We start from the raw sequence: 23,706 nt of genomic DNA, 5'->3' as shown, positions 1-23,706 counted from the left end.
AAGCTGTAACATTCCGCTGCGCTAAACCGTTGTGATAGCCTTACTGTTCTGCTCACCTGAACATGATTCGGGCAGCAAGGCCGAGGATAGCGACAGTGATGGCTAACGACCCTTTAAAATATCTCGCCCTGATCGAATTGCCGATTCTGCTTGTGATTGACGAAAGGGTGCATTTTGCCAACAGCGCTGCACAAGCCCTCCTTGGCAGCCATATCGAGCAGCAGGATATTCGCATCGCCTTGCGCGATCCGGAGGCACTGCGACTCATCAAGACCGGGCAGAGCGGCAACGTCCGACTGGTAGGTCTTTCCGTAAAGGGTAGCGTCTGGGAAATGCGCTACAGCATGCTCAACGATAAAGTCGGGCTGATAACCCTGCAGGACCAGTCGGTTCAGGTAAGCGTCGCGCGCGCGCACGCTGATTTCGTTGCAAATGCGAGCCATGAACTGCGAACGCCGCTTGCCGCCATTCGCGGATATGTCGAAACGCTACTTGATCCGAAAGCCGGCGACGATCCGCAAACACGCCACCAATTCCTGACGACCATCAAGCGTGAGGCAGCGCGGATGGAAGCGCTTGTTTCCGACCTGATGTCGCTGTCGCGGATCGAAGCCATCCGCCATGAAATACCATCAACCGAAGTTGATATTGTGGCACTGTGCCGCGAAGTGTTGGCAGAACAAACACGCAATCCGGCATTCACGCTGGAAACCGACAATAGCAAGGTATTGGTTGCAGGTGACGCGCCGCAATTGGCCCAAGCGATCCGCAATCTCGTCGACAATGCAGAAAAATATGGCACGACAGAAAAGGCAGCAATGATCCGGATCGAGGCCACCGATCATGGCTGGGTCAGCATCGCTATCGAAGATCATGGCGAAGGCATAGCGCCCGAACATCTGCCAAGACTGACAGAGCGCTTTTACCGTGCCGACGCCGGGCGTAGCCGCGCTGCGGGGGGTACTGGTCTGGGCCTTGCCATCGTCAAGCACATTGTCGAACGGCACCGTGGCCGCTTTGATATCAAGAGCAGGATTGGCGAAGGAACCACGGCTACAATCATGCTGCCGCAACTGATTCAGGATTGAGTCTTAAAACTGTAATCAAACTGTCGCATTTGAGCGACGCACGAAATTGAAAGGGACAAGCAAATGCGCAAATGGGGTTATATCGTAATGGCATCGGTCGCGGCGCTAGCCGTGTCGGCTTGCGGCGGAAATACTGGCGAGGGAACGCGCGATTTCATCCGCGTTGTCGGCTCGTCAACCGTTTCGCCTTTCGCAGAAATCATCGCCGAAGCAGCGACCAAGGCCGAAGGTGGAATTAAATCACCTGTGATCGAATCGACGGGAACCGGCGCCGGCATGAAATTGTTCTGCGCAGGCATCGGTTCGCAGCACCCCGATATCACCATGGCTTCGCGTCGCATGAAGAAATCGGAGTTCGAGGAGTGCCAGAAAAGCGGCGTCACCGACATCATCGAAGTCCAGATCGGCCTGGACGGGATCGCCTTTGCTGAAGCCAATGCCGGTCCGAAAATGGCACTGACACCGACCGACGTTTACAAGGCCCTCGCCGCCAATCCGTTCGGCAAGCCGCAGACCGCAAAGAACTGGAGCGACGTGAATCCCGCTCTGCCGGCAATTCCGATCCTCGTTTACGGTCCGCCGTCGACCTCTGGCACGCGTGACGCGCTGTCAGAACTCATCCTGACGAAGGGCTGCGATACCGACCCTGCAATGAAGGCGCTGAAGGACAGCGACAAGGACAAGCATAAGGAAGTCTGCACCAAGGTGCGCACGGACGGTGCCTATGTCGACCAAGGCGAAAATGACAATCTGATCGTCCAGAAAATCGCTGCCAACCCGAAGTCAATCGGCGTGTTCGGTTTCTCATTCCTTGAAGAAAACAGCGACAAGATCAAGGCTGTGCCGATGTCAGGCGTGATGCCGACCTTTGCGACCGTTGCCGATTTCTCCTACCCCGGTGCGCGCCCGCTTTACCTTTATGTGAAGGCAGCGCATGTGAAGGCGATCAAGGGCATCGATTCGTTCTTGAACCAGTTCGTCACATCTTGGGGTCCAGATGGCGCGCTTCAGCAAAAGGGCATGGTTGTTGCTCCTGAAGACGTCCGCACCAAGAATGCCGAGGTGGTCAAGAAGATGACCCTTATGGAAACATCGGAACTGAAATAATCGGTTCGTAGAGGGGGCTAATGCCAACAACGTTCGTCCTCTTTGCAGTGATTGGCCTGGGCTTTATCGCCTGGGCCATTTCACGTGCAAAGGCAGCGCATTTCGCACCAACACGGGGCAAGCTTCGGCTTGCGCTGCCGCAGCATTATGGATTTTACGTCGGGATATGGACCGTCGTACCGGCTCTAATTGCGGTGTGGATATGGTCAGTTATCGCCCCAGCACTGGTCGATCAGGCTGTACTTGCGCATCCATTGGCCCAGCAACTGCCGGCTTTTGATCTGCAGCGTCAGTCGATCCTAGGCGAAGCTTATTCGATCGCCGGAAATCCTAATGCATTTGCCACGGATCCGCTGGCGCGTGATCTAGCACCAGTCATTGCAGAGGCGAAAAGCCGCTATGGGATCATTGGCGGACTGATGGCGCTTGTCATTGCTTTGGCTGGCGGCGGTTACGCTTTCACCCGCATCCGGGCGACCTTCCCCGCGCGCGAACGCGTCGAGCGGCTTGTCATGTTCGCGCTGCTCATCGCTTCCTTCGTGGCGATCGTGACGACATTCGGCATCATCGCTTCACTCATCTTCGAAACCGGGCGCTTCTTCTCGATGGTCAGCCCGATCGACTTCCTGTTCGGTACGAACTGGACGCCCGACACGATGGCTTCGGCCAATGTAGATATGGGCAAGGATCTGGGCGCAGTACCGCTTTTCTGGGGCACTTTCTTCATTGGTGCCGTAATCGCGATGGTCGTGGCCATTCCTTTCGGCTTGATGAGCGCGATTTATCTGACGCAATATGCAAGCCCGCGCGCGCGCAGCATATTGAAACCGATCCTTGAAATACTCGCCGGCATTCCGACCGTCGTTTACGGCTATTTCGCGGCGCTGACCGCCGCTCCGCTCATTCGCGATTTTGCACTGGCAATTGGCATCAACAACCCTTCGACCGAAAGCGCGCTTGCTGCAGGCTTGGTGATGGGCGTGATGATTATCCCCTTTGTATCGTCAATGGCCGATGACAGTATCGCTGCCGTGCCGCAGGCCATGCGGGACGGTTCGCTGGCTATGGGCGCGACCACATCAGAAACGATCAAAAGGGTGCTAATTCCTGCGGCGCTGCCGGGGATTGTCGCCGGGATCATGCTCGCCATCAGCCGCGCCATCGGTGAAACGATGATTGTTTATATGGCGGCCGGCGCATCTGCCAACCTGTCAGCCAATCCGTTCGATCGCATGACCACCGTCACCTACCAGATCGCTGCACTGCTGACCGGCGAAGGCAGCTTCGATCATCCGACGACATTGGCGGCGTTCGCACTCGGCCTGGTGCTGTTCTTAGTGACGCTCGCTCTCAACATTATTGCCCTGCGCGTTGTGAAGCGCTTCCGGGAGGCATATGAGTAATTGGCAATCCCCTGAGGCCACAAAGCGCCTGAAAAAACGCTACGCCGCCGAAAGGCGGTTCAAGGCCATCGGTTTTGCGGCGATATTGTTATCGCTGTCATTTCTGGCGTTCCTGCTCTTTACGATGTTCAAAAACGGCCTTGCGGGGATCGACTGGGCATTCCTTACCGGTTCCGACTCGACCAACCCCGACGTCGCCGGCGTATGGAGCTCGGCCAAGGGATCCATCCTGACTATGGTCGTGACGCTTGGTCTCGCTTTCCCGACCAGCGTTCTCGCCGCAATCTATCTGGAGGAATTTGCCCCGAAAAAGCGCTGGGTGGATTTGGTTGAAGTATCTATCAACAACCTCGCTGCCGTGCCGTCGATCATTTTCGGACTTTTGGGCTTGGCCGTGTTCATCCAGCTTGCCCACCTGCCCCGTTCATCCCCCCTCGTTGGCGGCCTGACGCTCGCGTTGATGACCATGCCGGTCATTGTCATCGCCGGCCGGAATGCTATCAAGTCGGTTCCGCCATCCATTCGGGATGCAGCCCTCGCCGTCGGTGCCAGCCCGATGCAGACGGTTTTCCACCATGTTCTTCCGCTTGCCCTGCCCGGCATTCTAACCGGAACGATCATCGGCATGGCGCGCGCTCTGGGTGAAACAGCGCCGTTGCTGATGATCGGCATGCGCGCCTTTGTTTCGACCCCTCCGGGCAGCATCACCGAACCTTCTTCGGTGTTACCAATGCAGATCTTCCTTTGGTCCGACGAAGTCGACCAAGGTTTTGTGCAGAATACATCCGCCGCAATCATCGTGCTGTTGTTCGTCCTGCTGTTGATGAACGGCCTTGCCATCTATCTCCGCAACCGCTTTGAAACGCGCTGGTGAACGGGTTTAACCAATGACTGAAACAACAAAAATCTCTGCCCGCGACGTATCCGTCTATTATGGATCGAAACAGGCCATCAACAATGTCTCGATCGACATCGCGACCGAACATGTCACGGCTTTCATCGGACCGTCAGGTTGCGGCAAGTCCACTTTCCTGCGGACGCTGAACCGCATGAACGATACCATTCCGTCGTGCCGCGTTGAAGGAACGATCGATCTGGACGGCGAAGACATTTACGGTAACACAATGGATGTCGTGCAGCTGCGCGCCCGCGTCGGCATGGTGTTCCAGAAGCCGAATCCATTTCCCAAGTCGATCTACGAAAATGTCGCTTATGGCCCGCGCATCCACGGCCTTGCCGCAACCAAGGCAGATATGGATGCCATCGTCGAAAAATCGCTGCGCCGCGCTGGCCTTTGGGACGAGGTAAAGGATCGACTGACGGATGCCGGCACGGCCCTGTCCGGCGGACAACAGCAACGCCTTTGCATCGCGCGTGCAATCGCGGTGAGCCCTGAAGTCATCTTGATGGACGAACCCTGCTCGGCACTTGACCCGATTGCGACCGCTCGCATCGAAGAATTAATCGACGAACTTAAAGGCCGTTATGCGATCGTGATCGTCACCCATTCCATGCAACAGGCAGCCCGCGTATCGCAGCGCACTGCCTTTTTCCATCTCGGCAATATTGTCGAATATGGTGAAACCTCGGACATATTCACCAATCCGCGCGAACAGCGCACCCAGGATTATATTACAGGCCGTTACGGCTAGGAGTTTATTCGATGGCTGAACAGCATACCGTCAAGGCATTTGACAATGAAATCACCCAGCTGCGCGGCCTTATCGCCGAAATGGGTGGCATCGCCGAAATCTCCATCGGTCGCGCTGTCGACGCGCTGATCAATCATGATGAAGAACTTGCACGATCGGTGGTTGCGGGCGACGCGAAACTGGACGCACTCGAAGCAGAAGTTGACCAACTGGCCGTGCGCATCATCGCACTCCGTGCGCCGATGGCTGACGACCTGCGCGACGTGATCGCCGCGCTGAAGATTTCCGGCGTAGTCGAGCGGATCGGCGACTATTCAAAAAACATTGCCAAGCGCGTCGGCGAGATCGAACGACAGAAAAAATTTGAACCACTTACCCTGATCCCTGCAATGGGCGAGATTGCGCAGGGCATGGTGCGCGACGTGCTGAATGCCTATGCGTCACGCGATCAACAACTTGCCGTCGACGTTATCGAGCGTGATGAAAAGCTCGACAACTTCTACAATTCGATCTTTCGCAACCTTGTTTCGCACATGATGGAAAACCCCGCGACAATCAGCAGCGCAGCGCAACTTTTGTTTGTTGCGCGCAATCTGGAACGCATCGGCGACCATGCGACCAATGTTGCAGAAATGGTCTTCTACGCGGCAACCGGGCGCTATTTCACGGATCGCGGATTCATCGAAGACGGCGAAAAATGACACCGCGCATCCTGATCGTAGAGGATGAGCCAGCCCTCGCCGAACTGCTCGAATGGAATTTCAAGAGCGCCGGCTACGAAGTGGCCCAGACTGCCGACGGTGAGGAAGCATTGCTGCTTGCGGAGGAATTCGTCCCGGATATCATCATCCTTGACTGGATGATCGAGCAGATGCCGGGTATCGAAGTGTGTCGGCGTCTGCGCAAAAGGCGTGAAACGGCGGAGATACCTGTCATCATGCTCACCGCCCGGGGTGAGGAAGAGGATCGCATCCGGGGGTTGGAGACGGGAGCAGACGATTATGTCACCAAGCCCTTCAGTCCGCGTGAGTTAAAAGCGCGTGTGGAAGCGGTGATGCGCCGCACACGTCCGGCGATGACGGGCAGTATGCTGGTCGTAGGCGATATCGAGCTGGATCCAGTTGCAGTGCGGGTTAAGCGGGACGGACAACAGATCATGCTTGGCCCCACCGAATTCCGTTTGTTGCGGCATTTCATGGAACGCCCCGGTCGCGCGCAATCCCGCAGCCAGTTGCTCGATGCTGTCTGGGGGCATGATAGCGATATCGAACTACGGACTGTTGACGTTCATATCCGGCGCCTGCGCAGCGCGATCGAACTGCCTGGCAAGGACGATCCGATCCGGACAATTCGTTCGGTCGGATATGCCATGGACGGCTAAAGTCTTAAGTCTCGCCATTTCCCGGGGGGCAGCCCCTCGACACTCCAGTCACCGACAGACCAACGTACGAGCCGCAGAGTGGGGTACCCGACTGCAGCAGTCATCCGTCGGACCTGCCGGTTGCGCCCTTCCCGTATCGTAAGCCTTATCCAGCTATCGGGAACTGTCTTTCGCACGCGGATCGGTGGATCGCGTGGCCAAAGAGCGGGCGGCTCGATCGCTTCGGCCAATGCGGGCAAAGTCATTCCGTCATTGAGCTTGAACCCACTACGAAGTTTTTGGAGAGCATCGTCACCAACTGCGCCCTCAACCTGTACCAGATAGCATTTAGGCATTTTGTGTCGCGGATCAGCGATCTGTGCCTGTAATCGGCCATCGTCGGTCAATAGCATCAGCCCCTCACTATCCATATCAAGCCGCCCGGCGGGATAGACATTGGGGACGTCGATAAAGGCCGACAGCGTGGGACGCGGCGATCCTTCAGTTCCCTTGTCGGTAAACTGGGGAAGCACGCCATAAGGCTTGTTGAAGAGGATCAGACGGGACACAGGCAGGGTTCTAACAGCAACGTGGGCAAGGAAAAAGGCCGGCGAGTTTCCCCACCGGCCTCTTATTCCGTTTCAGCCTGAACTGAGCGGTGGATTTAGAAATCCATGCCGCCCATACCGCCCATGCCACCGCCCATCGGCATTGCCGGGGCCTTGTCTTCCGGAGCGTCCGCAATGGTCGCTTCGGTGGTGATGAGCAGGCTGGCAACCGATGCTGCATCCTGCAGCGCCGTGCGCACAACCTTGGTCGGGTCGATAACGCCTGAAGCCTTCAGGTTCTCGTAGGTGTCAGTCGCAGCGTTGAAGCCCTGCTCCTGATTGCCTTCGCGCAGCAGGTTGCCCGATACAACCGCACCGTCATGGCCGGCATTTTCCGCGATCTGACGGACAGGAGCCATGATTGCCTTGCGGATGATGTCGATACCACGGGTCTGGTCGTCATTTGCACCCTTCAGGCCATCAAGAGCCTTGGTGGCGTAGAGCAACGCAGTACCACCGCCGGGGACGATACCTTCTTCCACTGCTGCACGGGTTGCGTGCAGCGCATCGTCAACGCGGTCCTTGCGCTCCTTGACTTCGACTTCGGTCGCACCGCCAACCTTGATGACGGCAACGCCGCCAGCGAGCTTGGCAAGACGTTCCTGCAGCTTTTCACGATCATAATCGCTGGTGGTGGTTTCGATCTGCGCACGGATAGCTTCGACGCGGCCCTTGATCGCTTCGGCGTCACCGGCACCGTCGACGATGGTGGTGTTGTCCTTGTCGATGGTGACGCGCTTGGCCTGACCGAGCATGCCGAGCGTAACCGACTCGAGCTTGATGCCCAGATCTTCGCTGATCATCTCACCCTTGGTCAGGATCGCAATGTCTTCGAGCATCGCTTTGCGACGATCGCCAAAGCCCGGAGCCTTCACGGCAGCAATCTTCAGGCCACCGCGCAGCTTGTTGACAACCAGGGTTGCCAGCGCTTCGCCTTCGACGTCTTCTGCGATGATGAGGAGCGGACGACCTGCCTGCACCACAGCTTCGAGAACCGGCAGCATGGCTTGCAGGTTCGACAGCTTCTTTTCGTGGATCAGGATATAGGGGTTATCGAGCTCGACCTGCATCTTTTCGGTGTTGGTGATGAAGTAGGGCGACAGATAACCGCGGTCGAACTGCATGCCTTCAACGACATCGAGTTCGAACTCGAGGCCCTTGGCTTCTTCAACGGTGATTACGCCTTCCTTGCCGACCTTTTCCATGGCTTCAGCAATTTTCTCACCGACTTCACGATCGCCATTGGCCGAAATGATGCCAACCTGGGCGATTTCGCCCGTACCGGCAACCGGGGTAGAGCGCTTCTTCAGATCTTCGACGACGACCGTAACAGCCTGGTCGATGCCGCGCTTCAGATCCATCGGGTTCATGCCGGCAGCAACCGACTTCATGCCTTCGCGAACAATCGCCTGGGCAAGTACGGTCGCCGTAGTGGTGCCGTCACCGGCTGCGTCATTCGCCTTCGAGGCGACTTCGCGCAGCATCTGTGCACCCATATTTTCGAACTTGTCCTTAAGTTCGATTTCCTTGGCGACGGTAACGCCGTCCTTGGTGATGCGGGGCGCACCAAAGCTCTTGTCGATTACGACATTGCGGCCCTTGGGGCCAAGGGTCACCTTCACCGCATCGGCGAGGATGTCGACACCGCGAAGGATGCGCTCACGCGCGTCGCGGCCAAATTTTACGTCTTTTGCAGCCATGTCATTTTCCTTCAAAAATTGGCGGATTCTTCAGAAAGTAGAGGGCAAACCACCCCCTGTTCCGGGCTGGGTTCAGCCAACGATCCCCAGAATGTCAGATTCCTTCATGATCAGCAGTTCTTCACCGTCGACCTTGACTTCGGTGCCCGACCATTTGCCGAACAATACGCGGTCGCCAGCCTTCACATCGGGCTTAATGCGGTCGCCATCTTCATTATAGGCTCCCTCACCAACGGCAACGACTTCGCCTTCTTGGGGCTTTTCCTTAGCGCTATCGGGGATGATGATCCCGCCAGCAGTTTTTTCTTCGGCCTCGACGCGGCGGACGAGGACGCGGTCATGCAACGGACGAAATGCCATTTTTGAACCTTTCCTTTTTTTTCCAGTTGGTGGCGCGACGGGCTTTCCGGAAAAAGAAAGCCCCTCCCCGCACCTGAATCGCGATTAGCACTCAAGCAGATCGAGTGCTAACTGCAGCCCAGATAAGCGTTTGCCGCGCTCGATCAAGGGGAAGAATCGAATTTTTTGTAATCCGGCGTTCAGCTTCGCGCCGGCAATCCCGCAGCCCGCAACGCGGCATGCGCTTCGGCGATGCTGTATGTGCCAAAGTGGAAGATTGACGCGGCAAGCACCGCACTGGCATGCCCTATGGTCACGCCGTCAACCAGATGGTCGAGCGTTCCAACGCCGCCACTTGCAATCACCGGAACGGCAACCGCATCGGCAATGGTGCGCGTCAAATCCAGATCAAAGCCAATCTTTGTGCCGTCGCGATCCATACTGGTCACGAGCAATTCGCCCGCACCCAATTCGGCCAGTTTCAGTGCATGTTCGACGGCATCGATTCCGGTCGGTTTGCGTCCGCCATGGGTGAAAATCTCCCACCCGTCGCGCCCGTCGGACCAGCGCTTGGCATCGACTGAGGCGACGACACACTGACTGCCGAAACGTTCGGCGATATCGGCAACGACCTCTGGCCGCGCGACCGCCGCACTGTTAACGGCGACCTTGTCCGCCCCAGCGAGCAATAATGCCCGCGCATCTTCAGCACTGCGCACACCGCCGCCAACGGTCAACGGCATGAAGCAGACTTCTGCGGTGCGGCGAACGACATCGAGGATCGTATCGCGCCCTTCATGGCTTGCAGTGATATCGAGGAAGCACAATTCGTCCGCACCCGCCTGATCATAGGCCTTGGCCTGCTCGACCGGATCGCCGGCGTCCTTCAGGTCGACAAAATTCACGCCCTTGACCACCCGGCCATTGGCAACATCGAGACAGGGAATGACGCGGATGCGGACTGTCATCCGCGTTTCGCCATCCTGATTGCCGTCGCCAGATCGAGCCGTCCGTCATAAATCGCGCGGCCGGTAATCACGCCTTCAATCCCGTCTTGCGCATGCAGCGCAAGGACATGGATTTCGTCGATACCCTTCACGCCACCGCTAGCAATCACGGGAATATCGACCGCGCGGGCCAAATCGACCGTTGCTTCGATATTGCAACCGGTAAGCATCCCGTCACGTCCGACATCGGTGAAGAGCAGGCTGGCGACGCCTGCATCCTCGAAGCGGCGGGCAAGATCGATCACCGGCATGTCCGATTTTTCCGCCCAGCCCTCAGTCGCAACAAAACCGTCGCGCGCATCTACGGCGACGACGATGCCATTTTCAAATTCGCGCGCCATATCCTTGACGAATAGCGGGTCCTTCAGCGCCGCGGTGCCAATCACCAATCGCGCCACACCGAGATCGAACCAGCGTTCCACGGTCTGACGATTGCGTATGCCGCCGCCCAGTTGCACATAGCCGGGGAAATTTTCGATGATATACTCGACCGCCTCGGCATTTTCCGGTTTGCCTGCAAAAGCGCCATCAAGATCAACAACGTGCAGATGCTCTGCACCGGCCTCTGCAAAGAGAAGGGCCTGTGCTGCCGGGTCATCGGCATAGACGGTCGCCCGATCCATATCGCCTTCGGCAAGACGGACAACCTGACCACCCTTCAGATCAATTGCGGGGAAGACTATCATGCCAAATCTTTCTTCAAGGACACCACTTTAGAAAGCGCGCCAATGTCGCGATACCATAGGCCTGGCTTTTTTCAGGATGGAATTGCACGCCTAGGATATTGCCCTTTACAACCGCTGCGACGCGCGGGCCGCCATGGTCGGTGGTGGCAAGAACATCGGCCTGTTCGGTCGCGTCAAAATGATAGCCGTGGAGAAAATAGGCTTCGCCAGCTGCAACAACCGGATGATCACGGGCAGGGCTGACATCATTCCAACCCATATGCGGCACTTTCAGGCCCGGCGCGGGTTCGATCCCCCTCACCGTGCCGCTTATCCAGCCCAACCCCTTGGTGCTGCCATGTTCGACGCCTTCATCAGCGAGCAATTGCATGCCAACACAGATGCCAAGAAAAGGCGCGCCTTCGCACCGCACGCGCGCCTCAAGGGCGTCGATCATTCCGGCAATGGCAGAAACACCCTGCATGCAATGCGCAAAAGCACCTACGCCCGGCAGAACAATACGCTCCGCGCGCGCAACAATATCTGGATCGGCAGTGACGGCGATTTGATCGGCGCCCGCTGCTTTCAGCGCATTTCGAACCGACTGGAGATTGCCCGCGCCATAATCGATGAGCGCGACCCGATCAGCCACCCAATATCCCCTTGGTCGAGGGGATAGCACCGCCCTTGCGCGGATCAATCTCGACCGCCGCGCGCATCGCCCGGGCAAAGCCCTTGTAGATGCTTTCAGCGATATGGTGGTTATTCTTGCCGTACAGCAGTTCGATATGCAGCGTCAGCCCGACGGCATCGGCAATCGAGTGGAACCAATGCTCGAACAATTCGGTATCCATCTCGCCAAGCCGTTCCTGCGTGAAGCCCGCCTTCCAGACGAAATAAGGGCGACCGGAAATATCCAGCGCCACGCGGCTCAGCGTTTCGTCCATCGGCGAATAAGCGCTGCCATAACGCATGATGCCGGCCTTGTCGCCTAGCGCCTTGGATATGGCCTGACCGATGGCAATCGCACTATCTTCTGCCGTGTGATGTTGGTCGACATGCAGGTCGCCCTTGATGTGGCATTTGATATCGATCAGCGAGTGACGCGAAAACTGCTCGATCATATGATCTAGAAAGCCGATTCCGGTCGAAATTTCATACTGGCCACTGCCATCGAGATTCACCTCGACCGCAATTTCGGTTTCCTTGGTATTTCGACTGATCGAGGCGGTGCGCATGGCTGAGCGCTATAGGCTGATATGGCGATTTGGCAAGCATGTGCGCCCTTTCTCCGTCAAAAGTTCATCTTGATTTCACCGCGCACCCAGTCCACCAATGCGCGTATGACCGACGATGCACCCGACAGCCTGATTCCCTATGACGACGTCGTGCAAGAGGCGCTGCGCGCTGTAGTCAGCCGTGTGCTCGGTGATGTAGCGGCGGGCGGCCTTCCCGGCGACCATCATTTCTACATCACCTTCAAGACCCGCGCGCCCGGGGTTGCGATCCCCGTGCATCTGATGGAGCGCTTTCCGGACGAGATGACGATCGTCCTGCAGCATAAATATTGGGACCTTAAGGTCGGACCCGAGCATTTCGAGGTCGGCCTCTCGTTCAGCCAAGTCCCGGCGCATCTGCATGTTCCCTTTTCGGCGATCACATCTTTCGTCGATCCGGCAGTCGACTTTGCCCTGCAATTCCATGTCGAAGCGGAATCGGGCCCTGAACATCATGAGCATGCCGAAAATGATGGCCCGACAATCGAAGCCAATGAAGGCTCTAACGTCGTGACAGTGGATTTCGGGCGAAAGAAGTGACGCGGGAAACCCGCAGCGAAAGCGACAGTTTCGGCCCGATCGAGGTCCCTGCCCAAGCCTATTGGGGCGCACAGACACAGCGCAGCATCGGCAATTTCCCCTTCCCTCCGCATGAACGGATGCCCATCGGAATCATCTATGCGCTTGCCCTGGTGAAGCAGGCTGCCGCACGGGTGAACCGCAAGCACGGGCTGGATGGAAAAATAGCGGACGCAATCGAAGCGGCGGCGGCGGAAGTTATCGCTGGCCTGCATGATGATCAGTTCCCGCTGACCATCTGGCAGACCGGCAGCGGCACGCAATCGAACATGAACGTCAACGAAGTGATCGCGGGCCGCGCCAATGAGATGCTGACCGGCAAGCGCGGCGGCAAATCGCCGGTACATCCCAATGATCATGTCAATATGAGCCAGTCGTCGAATGACAGCTTTCCTACTGCGATGCATATCGCCGCCGAGCTTGCGTTTGCGAGACAGCTTCAGCCCGCAATCGAAAGACTCAAGGATGCGCTGCGGGCCAAAGAGCTTGACTGGCAAGGCTTAGTCAAAATCGGTCGGACGCATTTACAAGATGCAACACCGCTTACCTTAGGCCAGGAATTCTCGGCCTACGCCAGTCAGCTGATCCACTGCCATGTTAATCTCGTTTCAGCGAGTGCGGGGCTGCAACTTCTCGCACAAGGCGGAACGGCAGTTGGAACCGGCCTGAACGCTCCACCCGGTTTTGGCGATGAATTTGCAAATGAGATTGAAAATATTATCGGCGAACCTTTCGAATCCGCCGATAACAAGTTCGAAGCATTGGCAAGTCATGACACTTTAGTCGCGTTTTCCGGTGCCCTAAACACTCTCGCCGTCGCCCTCACCAAGATCGCCAATGACATTCGCCTGCTCGGATCAGGTCCGCGTTCGGGACTGGGCGAACTCATCCTGCCAGAAAACGAACCGGGCAGTTCGATCATGCCGGGCAAGGTCAATCCTACGCAGTGCGAGATGCTGACGATGATCGCCGCGCAGGTGATCGGCAACCATCAGGCGGTTACGGTCGGCGGGATACAGGGCCATCTGGAACTCAATGTATTCAAACCATTGATTGGTGCGAATGTGCTGCGTTCTATCGAGCTTCTTTCGATTGGAATGGAGACTTTTGCGAAGAATTGCATCGACGGGCTGGAACCTAACCGTGCGCGCATTGCAGGACTGGTGGAACAGTCGCTGATGCTTGTGACCGCGCTGGTGCCGATCATCGGTTATGACAATGCCGCAAAAATCGCAAAAAAGGCGCATCAGGAGGGAACCACGTTGCGCGACGCCGCGTTGGCATCCGGGCTGGTTGACGCGGACACGTTCGATACCCATGTCATACCGGAAGACATGATTTAATTATCCACACCCCTCTGTGGAAAAAGGAGTTATCCACATACCCCTGTTGAAAACAATTGCAGGCGCCTTGGTCGGCGAAGTCATCGGCAAACGGCGCGGCCACGGACTGCTGGGGGCTGGCATCGGTGCAGTGGCAGCCCGCGTCGCAACTCGCTCGATTCCCGGCGCACTGCTCGTCGGCGGAGCGTTCATCGCTAAAAAAGTCTATGACGAGCGCAAGAAACGCAAAGGCTGATCTGTACTCCCTGGTTCGGATCAGGATTTCAAAAGGCTTGACGGCTCGCTGCGCTTTCGCGCAGTAGCGGCTATGGCCGATAGCGACACCCAAATCCCTGCAAAACTTGAACGGCGTGGACTGTTGTTCGTGCTTTCCTCGCCATCGGGCGCAGGAAAATCGACGCTTTCCCGGATGTTACTGGCTTCCGAGCCGGAAGTCGCACTGTCGGTATCCTGCACCACGCGCCCACCGCGCCCCGGTGAGGTGGATGGCAAGGATTATCATTTCATTGACGTGCCAACGTTCAAGCAAATGGCAAAGGATGGTCAGTTCCTCGAATGGGCGCATGTCTTTAGCCATCGTTATGGTACACCGAAGGAGCCGGTCGAAGCTGCGCTTTCATCGGGCCGCGATGTGCTGTTCGACATTGACTGGCAGGGCGCGCAGCAGCTTTATCAGGAAGCAGGGCCCGATGTTGTTCGCGTCTTCATCCTGCCACCGTCAATTGAAGAGCTTGAACGCCGCCTCCATACACGTGCCCAAGACAGCGATGCTGTGATCGGCGAGCGGATGGCGCGGGCCAAGTCCGAGATCGGCCATTGGGACGGTTATGACTATGTTCTGATCAACGATGATGTTGAACGCTGCTTTGCCCAGGTCCGTCAGATATTGACCGCCGAACGACTGAAGCGCCGCCGACAAAAGGGGTTGATCGGCTTTGTGCGAGACCTGGTTGCAGACTAACAACGCGGAACAGCCAACTGGTCGGCAAGCCGTTCAATCAGCCGGTCTGCATTACGGGCATAAGGGTCGACATCCAGAATAGTACCATCGCCGAAGCCGAAGCGGATTTCGCCGCCCCACCGGCGTTCGCCGAAGATGACATCCGAACATCGTAAAAGGATTTGGCCACCAGCCTTTTGAAAGGCAATTTCGTTGCCGCGCAGGCTGAGTACGCTCCGCATTATTCGCATTGTCTGGAACGCCGCAACGACGCTACCCGTGCCAAAAATCACACTCAGCCAGAATGCAATCCGCATCTGTGACGCTCCATCTGGCCGAGACGATCCGACAAAAAGCCAGATATAGCCGATGAAGAGGAACAGCGCGGCGCTCAGGATTATGGCGCTCCAATGAAGGGGTGCCGGCGTGACCATGATCCATCCGGGCTTCTTAGGCGGGATGGAGAATATCAAACAGCATAACGCAATACATATTGCCGCCGCGAGACCGCAGACCAATAACAACTCGAACGATGTGACATATTCTTGCATGCTGCACCTTCTTAGGTGCGGCATAGAGCAAAAAAGCGTCAATCCGGTTAACCGCGCAGCAGATCCAGAAAGCGCGCCGCGCTCATATACTCAGCTTCGCGGTCGGCGCGGTTTTTTTGCGCCCAATAATCTGCGCCCCAATTGGCTTCCTGCCATAACTCCTCAAGGCAAACCGCCTGCCAAAGTTCTTCCGGGCTGCCCGCACGCTCGACAAGTGCAAGCACCGCGACAAGCGATCCAGCAAGATGCGCAAGCTTTGCCATGGCCGCCAGTTCAAAGGTTCCTCGCGCACTGACCGCCATACGCAGCTTTTCCAAAGTGGCTTCGGGCTGGGGCTGGTGCAGCACGCCGGCAACGCGCCGGAACGAAACGTCATAACGTGTCTGCGCCCAATCGAGCCAGGGGTCCCAGACCTCCGCCTGTCGAGGCGCTAGCGGTTCATCCGGCTCGGCGCGGTAGCAAAAGGCATCGCTCTCGCCATATGCTGCAATCGCGGCAGCAAAGCCGGCACGGTCAGGCGTAACATGATCAACCGCTGCGTTAGCAAAACCAGTCAACGGCATTTGCAGCGGATCGATTGTTTCGCCGACATCGATCCATTCCTGCATTACTGCATCGGCAAGCGCCTGTGTTGGCAGGGATAATGCATTACGCTTGGGCGTCTTCAGCGCCCGGCCATCCAGAAGGATGCCGAGGCCGTGGGTGCTCTGTTCGAGCGCAACCTCTTTCCAGAAACGCCGCATCGATCAGCCCTGCCCGCTGTCTTTCTTGCGCCAGCCTTTTTTCACGATGATGGGCAGGAAGAAAAACTCGACCATCCCGATCAGCATCAGCAATGTACCGAATTCGGGCCCCAGTTCCGGCAAAAACTTGCCGGCAACGCTAGCAACACCCAACATGACGATCCCAACGCCAGAAAAGCGGATCAGATTCAGAATCATAAAGCGCTGCCGCGCCTGCCGTTCGCGTTCGTCGCTGTTCATGCGCCGTACTCCAATGCCAATCTCAATTCTTCCATTGTCTCGACCAGATGGTCGGCCCCCGCCTCACCCAGTTCAGAAAGCGGATGATAGCCCCAACCGACACCGATGGTGCGGCAGCCTGCCGCCCGGCCCATATGTATATCATAAACCGTATCACCAATGACGACTGCCTGTCCGGCATCTACGCCTGCATCGGCCATAGCCTCATAGACCATCGACGGGTGTGGTTTCGATGGATGACGGTCGGCGGTTTGCAGCGAAACGAACAGCCCTTTGATGCCATGATGGTCAAGGCAACGCGCCAGGCCGCGGTCCGACTTCCCCGTTGCAACGCCTAGCAGCCAACCTTTCTCGTCAAGCTCGCTCAACACACCGGCGATCCCGTCGTAAAGCGGTTCATCGACAAGACCGTTACCACGCAGGGTAAAAAAAGCCTGCTTATATCGCTCGGCCAGGTCAACGTGCAGCGCATCTTCGGCATCGGGAAGCAGTTGGCGCATTGCCTCAACGAGGCTGAGCCCGACAATCCGACGGGTTGCATGGCGCGAAGGGGGCACCAGGCCGGCCTCTTCAAAGGCATGCTCCATCGCCATGCAGATATTAGCCTGACTGTCGACGAGTGTACCGTCACAATCGAAAATGGCGAGACGGATTGTCATGATCTCCATTCCCGCATCAAATGTGCCAATGCTCGCCGACCGCTTTTCTCAAGCGCGTCAGCTGCGCGCAAACGATCAGCTTCAGGCTTGTTCTGCGACAATTTGAATGTCGGCCGCCATGCACGGATTTCCATTTCAAAACCGGTGATCGCGCCCAACATGCGATTGAATTTTCCGGCATCCATCTTGTCACGCGTCCAAGGTGTCTTTGGCGCCAGCCGTGCCTCATTCACTGCAGTCAGATCGTCAAGCAGCCCGACAAGCCCTTCGCGATCCATGGCCCGAACAGGCCCTTCAATCTCTACGCTGATATAATTCCACGTCCCCACCTGATCGGGCCCCGCATACCAATCGGGGCTGATATAGCCATCGGGTCCGTTGACAACGATCAGTGCCTCCCGCCCGCTGAGATAGCGCGTCAGGGCATTGCCGTTTGCCAGATGAAACTGCACCGCACCATCACCGGTTAGATAGAGCGCGCTTAGCGCCACGCGCGGCCCGTCGGGCGTCTGCGCGAAGACCATGCCGAAGCCGATCTCCGCAATCAGCGCTTCCATCGTCGCGCGCTGATCCGCATCGCTGCCCTTGAGGCGGAAGGACGGATCGGGATGCATTATTTCTTGCGCGACCCCGTTTTGGGCGACGGCTTTGGCTTGCCTCCTTTGGGTGGTGCCTTCACCGCACCGCGCGACCGCCGTTCGCCTTTGCGTTCCTTACGTGCATCCTTAGCTCGGGCCGTCGCGGCGCGTCGCTTGGCCTCAGGCGTTTCTGATCGCTTGGGTTCATCAAATGGCATGGCATCGCCAATATCGATATCGAAACCCAGATCGGCAAAGCTGTCGATCATATGCGCCGGCAGGTCTGCGCGCACATCGACAAAGCCGCCATCCGGATGATCGATCCTGATACGGCGCGCATGGAGGTGCATCTTGCGACTGATTGTCCCGGTAAGGAAAGCGTCCTTACCGCCATATTTGCCGTCACCCACAATCGGATGGCCAATCGCCGCCATATGGACGCGCAACTGATGCGTACGGCCGGTGTAGGGCTGAAGTTCAACCCAGCAACAGCGGTTGCCTGCGCGCTCGATCACGCGATAGCGGCTGCGTGAAGGTTGCCCTTCTTTCTCGTCGACATACATTTTCTCGCCGCCGGTGCCCGGCTGTTTGGCGAGCGGCAAATCGATCATGCCATCATAGATGTCGGGTATGCCAACGACCAGTGCCCAGTAAACCTTGCGCGCGGTGCGCGATGAAAAGGCCTTGGAAAAATGGCCGGCTGCGCGCGAGGTGCGCGCCAATAGCAATGCGCCGCTGGTATCCTTATCCAGACGGTGCACCAGCTTGGGCCGGCTATCCAGCTCGAACTCAAGCGCATCGAGCAGGCCGTCAACATGGCTTTCAGTCTTGGTGCCGCCCTGTGTCGCAAGGCCGGGGGGCTTGTTGATCACAAGCGCGCTCGCATCCTTATGGATAACAAGGCTTTGCGCAAATTCTATCATGTCGGGCGACAATTCCAGCCGCTTGCGCAGCGGACGCGCAGGTTTTGCAGATGCGGTTTCAGCCGGGGGCACGCGAATTTCCTGCCCGGCAAGAATTCGGTCACCGGGCGTCGCCCGCTTGCCATCAACGCGCAACTGCCCAGTACGGGCCCAGCGCGAAACAAGATTGAAACTGGCGTCGGGCAAGTGTCGCTTGAACCAGCGGTCGAGACGGATACCATCATCGTCTAGGGCCACAGTAAAATGACGGATCGATGCGTCAGATTTGCTCATGCTGCCAAGACCCTTCCCAGCGCGAGGCCAGCAAACAGCGCCGCCAGCGCCGCCAGCACCGATGCAGCCGCATAGCCAAAAGCGAGCGGTGCCTGCCCTCGTTCGATCATCTGCGCCATTTCAAGGCTGAAGGCACTGAAGGTCGTAAATCCGCCAAGCAACCCTACACCAATCAGCAACCGCCAAGGTTCGCCTACGTCCCCCTTTTGCCACAACCATGCGGCAAGCAGCCCCATGGCAAGGCCGCCGAGCAGATTGGCGACGAAGGTCGGCCATGGCCAGCCGCCGGATGACAGCGGCAAGGCGCGCGCGAGCTGGAAACGCAACGCTGCGCCGACAGCACCGCCTGCCATGACAAGAAGGTAGGGTTTCATGGCGCACGGCTTAGCCAGAGTTGGCGAAAAATTCTAACCCCAATTTCCGCCAAATAGCCGCAACCCGTTTTCGCTGCCCCCGCCAACACAAGAAGAAGGGGGGGGGGGGCAGATGCCCCACAAAGGCGTTTCGGAACCAGTAAAGCGAGGTCTATCGGCCGTTATTGGCGACAATATCGACCTGCATGCCGCCCGCGGCAAGCGCGGTGAAGGTGATTACATAGGCGCCGCCATCGCTGTCACGTGTGCCACCGAGCATATGCTCGCCATCGCGCACCTCATAATCCGCAGAGAAACCAGAACGGCGCGCGCGCGTGTAATAATAGTCGACCACCGACTGACGCCCAGCCGATGTCGTAAAGCTTGCAACCCGGATGTCGCAAATTCCGCCATCGACACCGGCTGCTTCCTTGAGCCGGCCGTTGGGATAGATCGGAAATTCGGTCGGCATGCGGTTCGCCCAGCCTGCGCCATATTGCAGCTTCGCCTCACATGTCCCCTTGCCGCGCTTGACGCCCTGCGCCACGGCACGTGCCTCCAGCGTTTCCCCCCGCGGTGCGGCGCAATCGGTGCAGCTTTCGCCGCTGACGATTTTCGGCTTGGGTGCACGCATCAACTTTGCATTGTCGAGCTCTTCTGCCGATGCCGTTGCGTAGCCAGCATCAGGGGGCGTGCTGCCATCGAGCGACTGGTCAGCGGTGCGCACCATATTGCTGTTGGCATTGTCAGTCAGGTCGGGATCGACAAGGATTTTGTCCTGCAGCGCCGCATTCATGGCCGGATCGCCGCCCTTCCCCACCAGACTTTCGTCGAGCGCGGCAACTTCATCGCTGCTCTTTTCGCCGCCGCAGGCAGACAAAGTGAGCGGCAGAAGCGCCAGCGCCGCTAAGGTGCCGATAAAACGGACATTCTTGGCCTTTGATCGCACAGGCTCTGCTCCGATTGTTGGTACGCAACAAGGCTGCGCGTCCTAACGCACGGAATCCAGCCCTAAAGAGGGTTAATAGCCTACCGCTTCAGCTTTACCGTGTAAAATAAACCTGCCCCGCGCCAACCATGTGCCAGCACGGGACAAAGGGTCCAGCCATTGTTGCGTTTTATACCCGAATTATTTGATCACGCCGCGATAAGACAGCGTGCCTGACGCGCCGGCCGCAATCGGTGCGGCAAAAACCCAGCGGACATGGGTGACATCTTCGGGCGTTGCGGCCCGGCTAGCAGCGCTGCCATCGGCATTGGTTGCGGCAACGGTCAAAGTTTCCAGCTTGCCCCAGCTTTTGCCGCCATCAACTGAAACTTCAGCCCAATCCTCGGTTGCGCTGACGAAGCGGACAGGCGCGGGCATCGGGTTAACCGCGCGAAAATCGCTCGCGGCTTCCTTACCCTTGTTCGAATAAGCCAGTTTAAACAGAACCCGATCACCTGGAATGACAATGACGTCTTGCGGGCGTTTCGTGACAGTCTTTTCGCTGCCATCTGCGGCGACTTCGGTGCGCTCGATAAAGGCTTCGCTGGTCAATTGCACTGAATTGGCGGCTATCATCGCCGCCGGGCTTGACGCCATGGCGGGAATCGCAGGGATAGCGGCAGCAAAAGCCGCTGCGGAAAGGGCAATCAGGATGCGATTGTTCTTAAAAGACTGGGTCATTCTTCGGTCCTAAAAAGGGGCATATCAGCCCGTTTTTCATTCGTCCGGTTGTGAAGAATAATGCCTAATAAGGTGTTAAGACGTGCCCGAATTCACAGCCTTTTACAAGTCAGCCCACAGCGACGGCTCAGTAAATGCCACCTTCGCTCGTCATGAATTCCTGGTCGCGCTGTGTAGCCGCCGCTGCACCATCCTGGGTGCCCCGGGCGGGATCTGCTGCAGCCGACGTACTGTCTTTTTGTTTTGGCTTGTCTCCGCGCTTCTCAAGCTCATCGTTGCGGATCGTGCGTTTGGGTTCAGTTTCGGCCTTGAAAGCCTCCCAGATGACCGCTCCCTTAGGATCATTATCGTCGGGCCATGCACCATAAACGCGTTTGCCCGTCTTGCGGTCAATCCGAACCAGATGGACACCTTCGGGCGCAGTAAAGGGTAACCGCGGCATTCCGGCCAGGGCGTCGCGCGCGAACTGCTTGAAAATCGGCGCAGCGATGGAGCCGCCTTGGGCATAGCCGCCCATATTGCGCGGCTGGTCAAAACCCAGATAGACGCCTGCGATCAGGTTCGGTGTGCCGCCGATGAACCAGACATTGGTCGGGCCATTGGTCGTACCGGTCTTGCCGAACAGCGGACGGTTGAGATCGCGCAGAATGGTTGCAGTGCCGCGCTGAACGACGCCTTCGAGCATATGTACGACCTGATAAGCCGTGACAGGATCCATGACCTGTTTACCGCCCGGTCGGAAACGCGGCATTGGTTTTCCGTCCCAATCCTTCAAATTGCAGCCCTGACAGGGCTTCCAGTCCTTGGGCCAGATAACCCGACCCGTCCGCGACTGCACAAAGTCGATCAGCGTCGGTTTCAATTCGCGGCCATGGTTGACCAGCATCGAATAGGCGTTGGTCATCTTCAGAACGGTCGTCTCACCCGCACCAAGCGCGAAGGAAAGATAGGGCGGGTAATCACCGATGCTCATCGCCCGGAAGGTATTTGCGACATTCTCCATGCCTGCATCGCTAGCAGCACGAACCGTCATCAGGTTTCGACTCTGTTCAAGACCCCAACGCAAGGTTTGCGGACCTGCCCCGCCACCGCTGAAATTGCGAAAGCACTTCTGGCCCAGCGAAGCACCCTGCCAAACGCAATAAGGAGCATCAACCACGATCGATGACGGGGTCATTCCATTGTCAAGTGCAGCAGCATAGACAAAAGGCTTTATCGTTGAACCCGGTTGCCGCTGTGCCTGGGTTGCTCGGTTGAAGCTCGATATGCGCACGTCAAACCCACCCTGCATGGCAAGGACGCGGCCATTGACCGGATTTTGCACTACCATGCCACCACCGACTTCCGGAACGGTCCGAAGCTGGAAATTATTGCCACCTTGAGGCGCGACCGCGATGATATCCCCGGCCTTCAACGCCGCTGGCGCGGTTGTCAAAAAGCCGGTCTCGCCGTTCGCAAAACCAATTTCTGCCCCGCCGCTGCGTTTGCGCAGCGCAACGGCGATCCGCCAATTGCTATAGTCTGTGCCGATGTTCGACGCAGCCAGCCGCGATTGCCACTTCCCGTCGTCCATAGGTATCGTCGCGAGCGGTTTGGACCAGCCACGGCCACCATGATACCGCAGCAAGCCATCGCGCAATGCCTTGGTCGTCAATTCTTGATAGCGCGAATTCATCGAGGATCGCACCCACAGCCCGCCAGCATAGACGCTGTAAGGGCCGGTTTCTGCGGTTTCGCCAAAGCGTTCGATCAGTTGCCGGCGGACCTCTTCGGCGAAATAACCGCCGTCATTCTTAAAGCCCTGCGCCTGACGCGGGATAAGTCCAAGCGGCATCGCCTGAGCGGCTGTCGCGCGGGCCTGCGATACCCAGCCATTCGAGACCATCTCGCCCAAAATCCAGTTGCGACGGCCTATGGCTTCGCGTTCAAAACGTGCGCGGCTATATTTTTCAGGCGCCTTGGGCAAGGCTGCCAGGAAAGCCATTTCGTGCAGTTCCAGCGCATCGGTGCTCTTGCCGAAATAGGCTTGCGCCGCCGCCTCGACACCAAAAGCCTGCCGCCCCAACGCGATCTCGTTCATGTAAAGCGAGAGGATCTGTTGTTTGGTCAGCGCATTTTCGATGCGATAGGCGAGGATCGCCTCCTTGATCTTGCGCGTATAGCTATATTCGTTGGTCAGCAGCAGGTTTTTCGCCACCTGTTGGGTGATCGTCGATGCGCCCCGAGACCGACCGGTGCTGGTCAGATTGTCGTAGATGGCAACTAGAATGCCGACATAATCAATGCCGCCATGCTGGAAGAAATTCTTATCTTCTGCCGAAAGATAGGCGCGCACCAGCATCGGCGGGAAATCGGCATAATCCAGTTGCACGCGGCGTTCGCGCGCATAGCTGTGAAAGGGTTCGCCATTAATGTCGCGCACAACTGTAGGCAGGGGCGATTCATATTCCGTCAGCGCATCGGCGTCAGGCATGTTGCGCAACAATACGGCCCAGAGCAGCATATAGCCAAGCACGGCCGCGCCCAGTGCATAGGCCCCCAGCCGGAACCATTTTTTCTGCCAATAGACCTGCAGACGTTCCCACAGCCCGCCCGCACTGCGGGTCAGCTTGTAGCTCATACTGGTCGGCGCATTATCGTCCATCGCCC

General features: G+C 57.6%; 28 protein-coding genes. 11 read left to right on the top strand and 17 right to left on the bottom strand.

Annotated elements, in window-relative coordinates; all coding sequences use genetic code 11:
* Nucleotides 1-98: 98 nt before the first annotated feature.
* The 7 genes from RSE16_07150 to phoB all read left to right on the top strand — a co-directional run bounded on the left by RSE16_07150 (nucleotide 99) and on the right by phoB (nucleotide 6,631).
* Nucleotides 99-1,088, top strand: coding sequence for an ATP-binding protein (locus tag RSE16_07150; protein WRH77230.1), 990 nt, complete (start codon nucleotides 99-101; stop codon nucleotides 1,086-1,088).
* Between the two features lie 63 nt (nucleotides 1,089-1,151).
* The gene (locus RSE16_07145) at nucleotides 1,152-2,195 is read left to right on the top strand and encodes a substrate-binding domain-containing protein (GenBank protein ID WRH77229.1); all 1,044 of its coding nucleotides are present in this window, start codon (nucleotides 1,152-1,154) and stop codon (nucleotides 2,193-2,195) included.
* A gap of 20 nt (nucleotides 2,196-2,215) precedes the next feature.
* The gene (gene pstC, locus RSE16_07140) at nucleotides 2,216-3,598 is read left to right on the top strand and encodes a phosphate ABC transporter permease subunit PstC (protein ID WRH77228.1); all 1,383 of its coding nucleotides are present in this window, start codon (nucleotides 2,216-2,218) and stop codon (nucleotides 3,596-3,598) included.
* Nucleotides 3,591-4,472 carry a phosphate ABC transporter permease PstA gene (gene pstA, locus RSE16_07135; protein ID WRH77227.1) on the top strand — a complete coding sequence of 294 codons (882 nt, stop codon included), beginning with the start codon at nucleotides 3,591-3,593 and terminating at the stop codon, nucleotides 4,470-4,472. Before pstC ends, pstA begins: the two co-directional genes overlap by 8 nt.
* A gap of 13 nt (nucleotides 4,473-4,485) precedes the next feature.
* Complete coding sequence (pstB, locus tag RSE16_07130) at nucleotides 4,486-5,250, top strand: phosphate ABC transporter ATP-binding protein PstB (GenBank protein ID WRH77226.1); 765 nt, start codon at nucleotides 4,486-4,488, stop codon at nucleotides 5,248-5,250.
* A gap of 11 nt (nucleotides 5,251-5,261) precedes the next feature.
* Entirely contained in the window at nucleotides 5,262-5,951 is a 690-nt protein-coding gene (phoU, locus tag RSE16_07125) for a phosphate signaling complex protein PhoU (GenBank protein ID WRH77225.1), read from the top strand.
* Nucleotides 5,948-6,631 carry a phosphate regulon transcriptional regulator PhoB gene (phoB, locus tag RSE16_07120; protein WRH77224.1) on the top strand — a complete coding sequence of 228 codons (684 nt, stop codon included), beginning with the start codon at nucleotides 5,948-5,950 and terminating at the stop codon, nucleotides 6,629-6,631. The genes phoU and phoB overlap by 4 nt, the downstream gene beginning before the upstream one ends.
* On the opposite strand, the gene RSE16_07115 is transcribed toward phoB, so the two are convergent.
* From RSE16_07115 to hisB, 7 genes are all read right to left on the bottom strand, one after another.
* The gene (locus tag RSE16_07115) at nucleotides 6,628-7,179 is read right to left on the bottom strand and encodes a pseudouridine synthase (GenBank protein WRH77223.1); all 552 of its coding nucleotides are present in this window, start codon (nucleotides 7,177-7,179) and stop codon (nucleotides 6,628-6,630) included. The two genes, phoB and RSE16_07115, sit on opposite strands and share 4 nt — an antisense overlap.
* Before the next feature lie 95 nt (nucleotides 7,180-7,274).
* Nucleotides 7,275-8,918: a chaperonin GroEL gene (gene groL / locus RSE16_07110; GenBank protein WRH77222.1), complete on the bottom strand. Its 1,644-nt coding sequence runs from the start codon at nucleotides 8,916-8,918 to the stop codon at nucleotides 7,275-7,277.
* Between the two features lie 72 nt (nucleotides 8,919-8,990).
* Nucleotides 8,991-9,278, bottom strand: coding sequence for a co-chaperone GroES (gene groES / locus RSE16_07105; protein ID WRH77221.1), 288 nt, complete (start codon nucleotides 9,276-9,278; stop codon nucleotides 8,991-8,993).
* Nucleotides 9,279-9,457: 179 nt separating this feature from the next.
* A complete protein-coding gene (gene hisF, locus RSE16_07100; protein ID WRH77220.1) occupies nucleotides 9,458-10,225 on the bottom strand; it encodes an imidazole glycerol phosphate synthase subunit HisF in 768 nt (255 codons plus the stop codon).
* Entirely contained in the window at nucleotides 10,222-10,950 is a 729-nt protein-coding gene (gene hisA / locus RSE16_07095; GenBank protein ID WRH77219.1) for a 1-(5-phosphoribosyl)-5-[(5-phosphoribosylamino)methylideneamino]imidazole-4-carboxamide isomerase, read from the bottom strand. Before hisA ends, hisF begins: the two co-directional genes overlap by 4 nt.
* Before the next feature lie 13 nt (nucleotides 10,951-10,963).
* The gene (gene hisH, locus RSE16_07090) at nucleotides 10,964-11,581 is read right to left on the bottom strand and encodes an imidazole glycerol phosphate synthase subunit HisH (GenBank protein ID WRH77218.1); all 618 of its coding nucleotides are present in this window, start codon (nucleotides 11,579-11,581) and stop codon (nucleotides 10,964-10,966) included.
* On the bottom strand, nucleotides 11,574-12,167 hold the full coding sequence (gene hisB / locus RSE16_07085; protein WRH77217.1) for an imidazoleglycerol-phosphate dehydratase HisB: 594 nt from the start codon (nucleotides 12,165-12,167) through the stop codon (nucleotides 11,574-11,576). The genes hisH and hisB overlap by 8 nt, the downstream gene beginning before the upstream one ends.
* Nucleotides 12,168-12,272: 105 nt before the next feature.
* On the opposite strand from hisB, the gene RSE16_07080 reads away from it, so the two are divergent.
* The 4 genes from RSE16_07080 (at nucleotide 12,273) to gmk (ending at nucleotide 15,089) form a co-directional block, all read left to right on the top strand.
* Nucleotides 12,273-12,746, top strand: coding sequence for a ClpXP protease specificity-enhancing factor SspB (locus RSE16_07080; GenBank protein ID WRH77318.1), 474 nt, complete (start codon nucleotides 12,273-12,275; stop codon nucleotides 12,744-12,746).
* Complete coding sequence (gene fumC / locus RSE16_07075) at nucleotides 12,743-14,128, top strand: class II fumarate hydratase (protein WRH77216.1); 1,386 nt, start codon at nucleotides 12,743-12,745, stop codon at nucleotides 14,126-14,128. The genes RSE16_07080 and fumC overlap by 4 nt, the downstream gene beginning before the upstream one ends.
* A gap of 46 nt (nucleotides 14,129-14,174) precedes the next feature.
* Nucleotides 14,175-14,363 carry a hypothetical protein gene (locus tag RSE16_07070; GenBank protein ID WRH77215.1) on the top strand — a complete coding sequence of 63 codons (189 nt, stop codon included), beginning with the start codon at nucleotides 14,175-14,177 and terminating at the stop codon, nucleotides 14,361-14,363.
* 93 nt (nucleotides 14,364-14,456) lie between these two features.
* Nucleotides 14,457-15,089, top strand: a complete 633-nt coding sequence (gmk, locus tag RSE16_07065) for a guanylate kinase (GenBank protein WRH77317.1) — start codon at nucleotides 14,457-14,459, stop codon at nucleotides 15,087-15,089.
* Here the strand turns inward: gmk and RSE16_07060 are convergent.
* From RSE16_07060 to RSE16_07015, 10 genes are all read right to left on the bottom strand, one after another.
* A complete protein-coding gene (locus RSE16_07060; GenBank protein ID WRH77214.1) occupies nucleotides 15,086-15,502 on the bottom strand; it encodes a hypothetical protein in 417 nt (138 codons plus the stop codon). The two genes, gmk and RSE16_07060, sit on opposite strands and share 4 nt — an antisense overlap.
* A 164-nt stretch (nucleotides 15,503-15,666) precedes the next feature.
* Nucleotides 15,667-16,362, bottom strand: coding sequence for an ATP12 family protein (locus RSE16_07055; protein WRH77213.1), 696 nt, complete (start codon nucleotides 16,360-16,362; stop codon nucleotides 15,667-15,669).
* 3 nt (nucleotides 16,363-16,365) lie between these two features.
* Nucleotides 16,366-16,602, bottom strand: coding sequence for a hypothetical protein (locus RSE16_07050; protein ID WRH77212.1), 237 nt, complete (start codon nucleotides 16,600-16,602; stop codon nucleotides 16,366-16,368).
* Entirely contained in the window at nucleotides 16,599-17,261 is a 663-nt protein-coding gene (locus RSE16_07045; GenBank protein ID WRH77211.1) for an HAD-IA family hydrolase, read from the bottom strand. Before RSE16_07045 ends, RSE16_07050 begins: the two co-directional genes overlap by 4 nt.
* The gene (locus RSE16_07040) at nucleotides 17,258-17,875 is read right to left on the bottom strand and encodes an FMN-binding negative transcriptional regulator (GenBank protein WRH77210.1); all 618 of its coding nucleotides are present in this window, start codon (nucleotides 17,873-17,875) and stop codon (nucleotides 17,258-17,260) included. The genes RSE16_07045 and RSE16_07040 overlap by 4 nt, the downstream gene beginning before the upstream one ends.
* Nucleotides 17,875-19,035, bottom strand: a complete 1,161-nt coding sequence (locus RSE16_07035; GenBank protein ID WRH77209.1) for an RluA family pseudouridine synthase — start codon at nucleotides 19,033-19,035, stop codon at nucleotides 17,875-17,877. The genes RSE16_07040 and RSE16_07035 overlap by 1 nt, the downstream gene beginning before the upstream one ends.
* Entirely contained in the window at nucleotides 19,032-19,409 is a 378-nt protein-coding gene (locus tag RSE16_07030) for a CrcB family protein (protein WRH77208.1), read from the bottom strand. The genes RSE16_07035 and RSE16_07030 overlap by 4 nt, the downstream gene beginning before the upstream one ends.
* A gap of 151 nt (nucleotides 19,410-19,560) precedes the next feature.
* Nucleotides 19,561-20,337, bottom strand: a complete 777-nt coding sequence (locus RSE16_07025; protein WRH77207.1) for a hypothetical protein — start codon at nucleotides 20,335-20,337, stop codon at nucleotides 19,561-19,563.
* Between the two features lie 180 nt (nucleotides 20,338-20,517).
* Entirely contained in the window at nucleotides 20,518-21,057 is a 540-nt protein-coding gene (locus RSE16_07020) for a hypothetical protein (protein ID WRH77206.1), read from the bottom strand.
* A gap of 127 nt (nucleotides 21,058-21,184) precedes the next feature.
* Nucleotides 21,185-23,701, bottom strand: coding sequence for a transglycosylase domain-containing protein (locus RSE16_07015; GenBank protein WRH77205.1), 2,517 nt, complete (start codon nucleotides 23,699-23,701; stop codon nucleotides 21,185-21,187).
* Nucleotides 23,702-23,706 lie beyond the last annotated feature (5 nt).

The organism is Sphingobium sp., assembly GCA_035196065.1.
Classification (GTDB): Bacteria; Pseudomonadota; Alphaproteobacteria; order Sphingomonadales; family Sphingomonadaceae; genus Sphingorhabdus_B; species Sphingorhabdus_B rara.
Note: the sequence above shows the minus strand (reverse complement) of the source record. Positions and strands in the feature narration are given on the sequence as shown.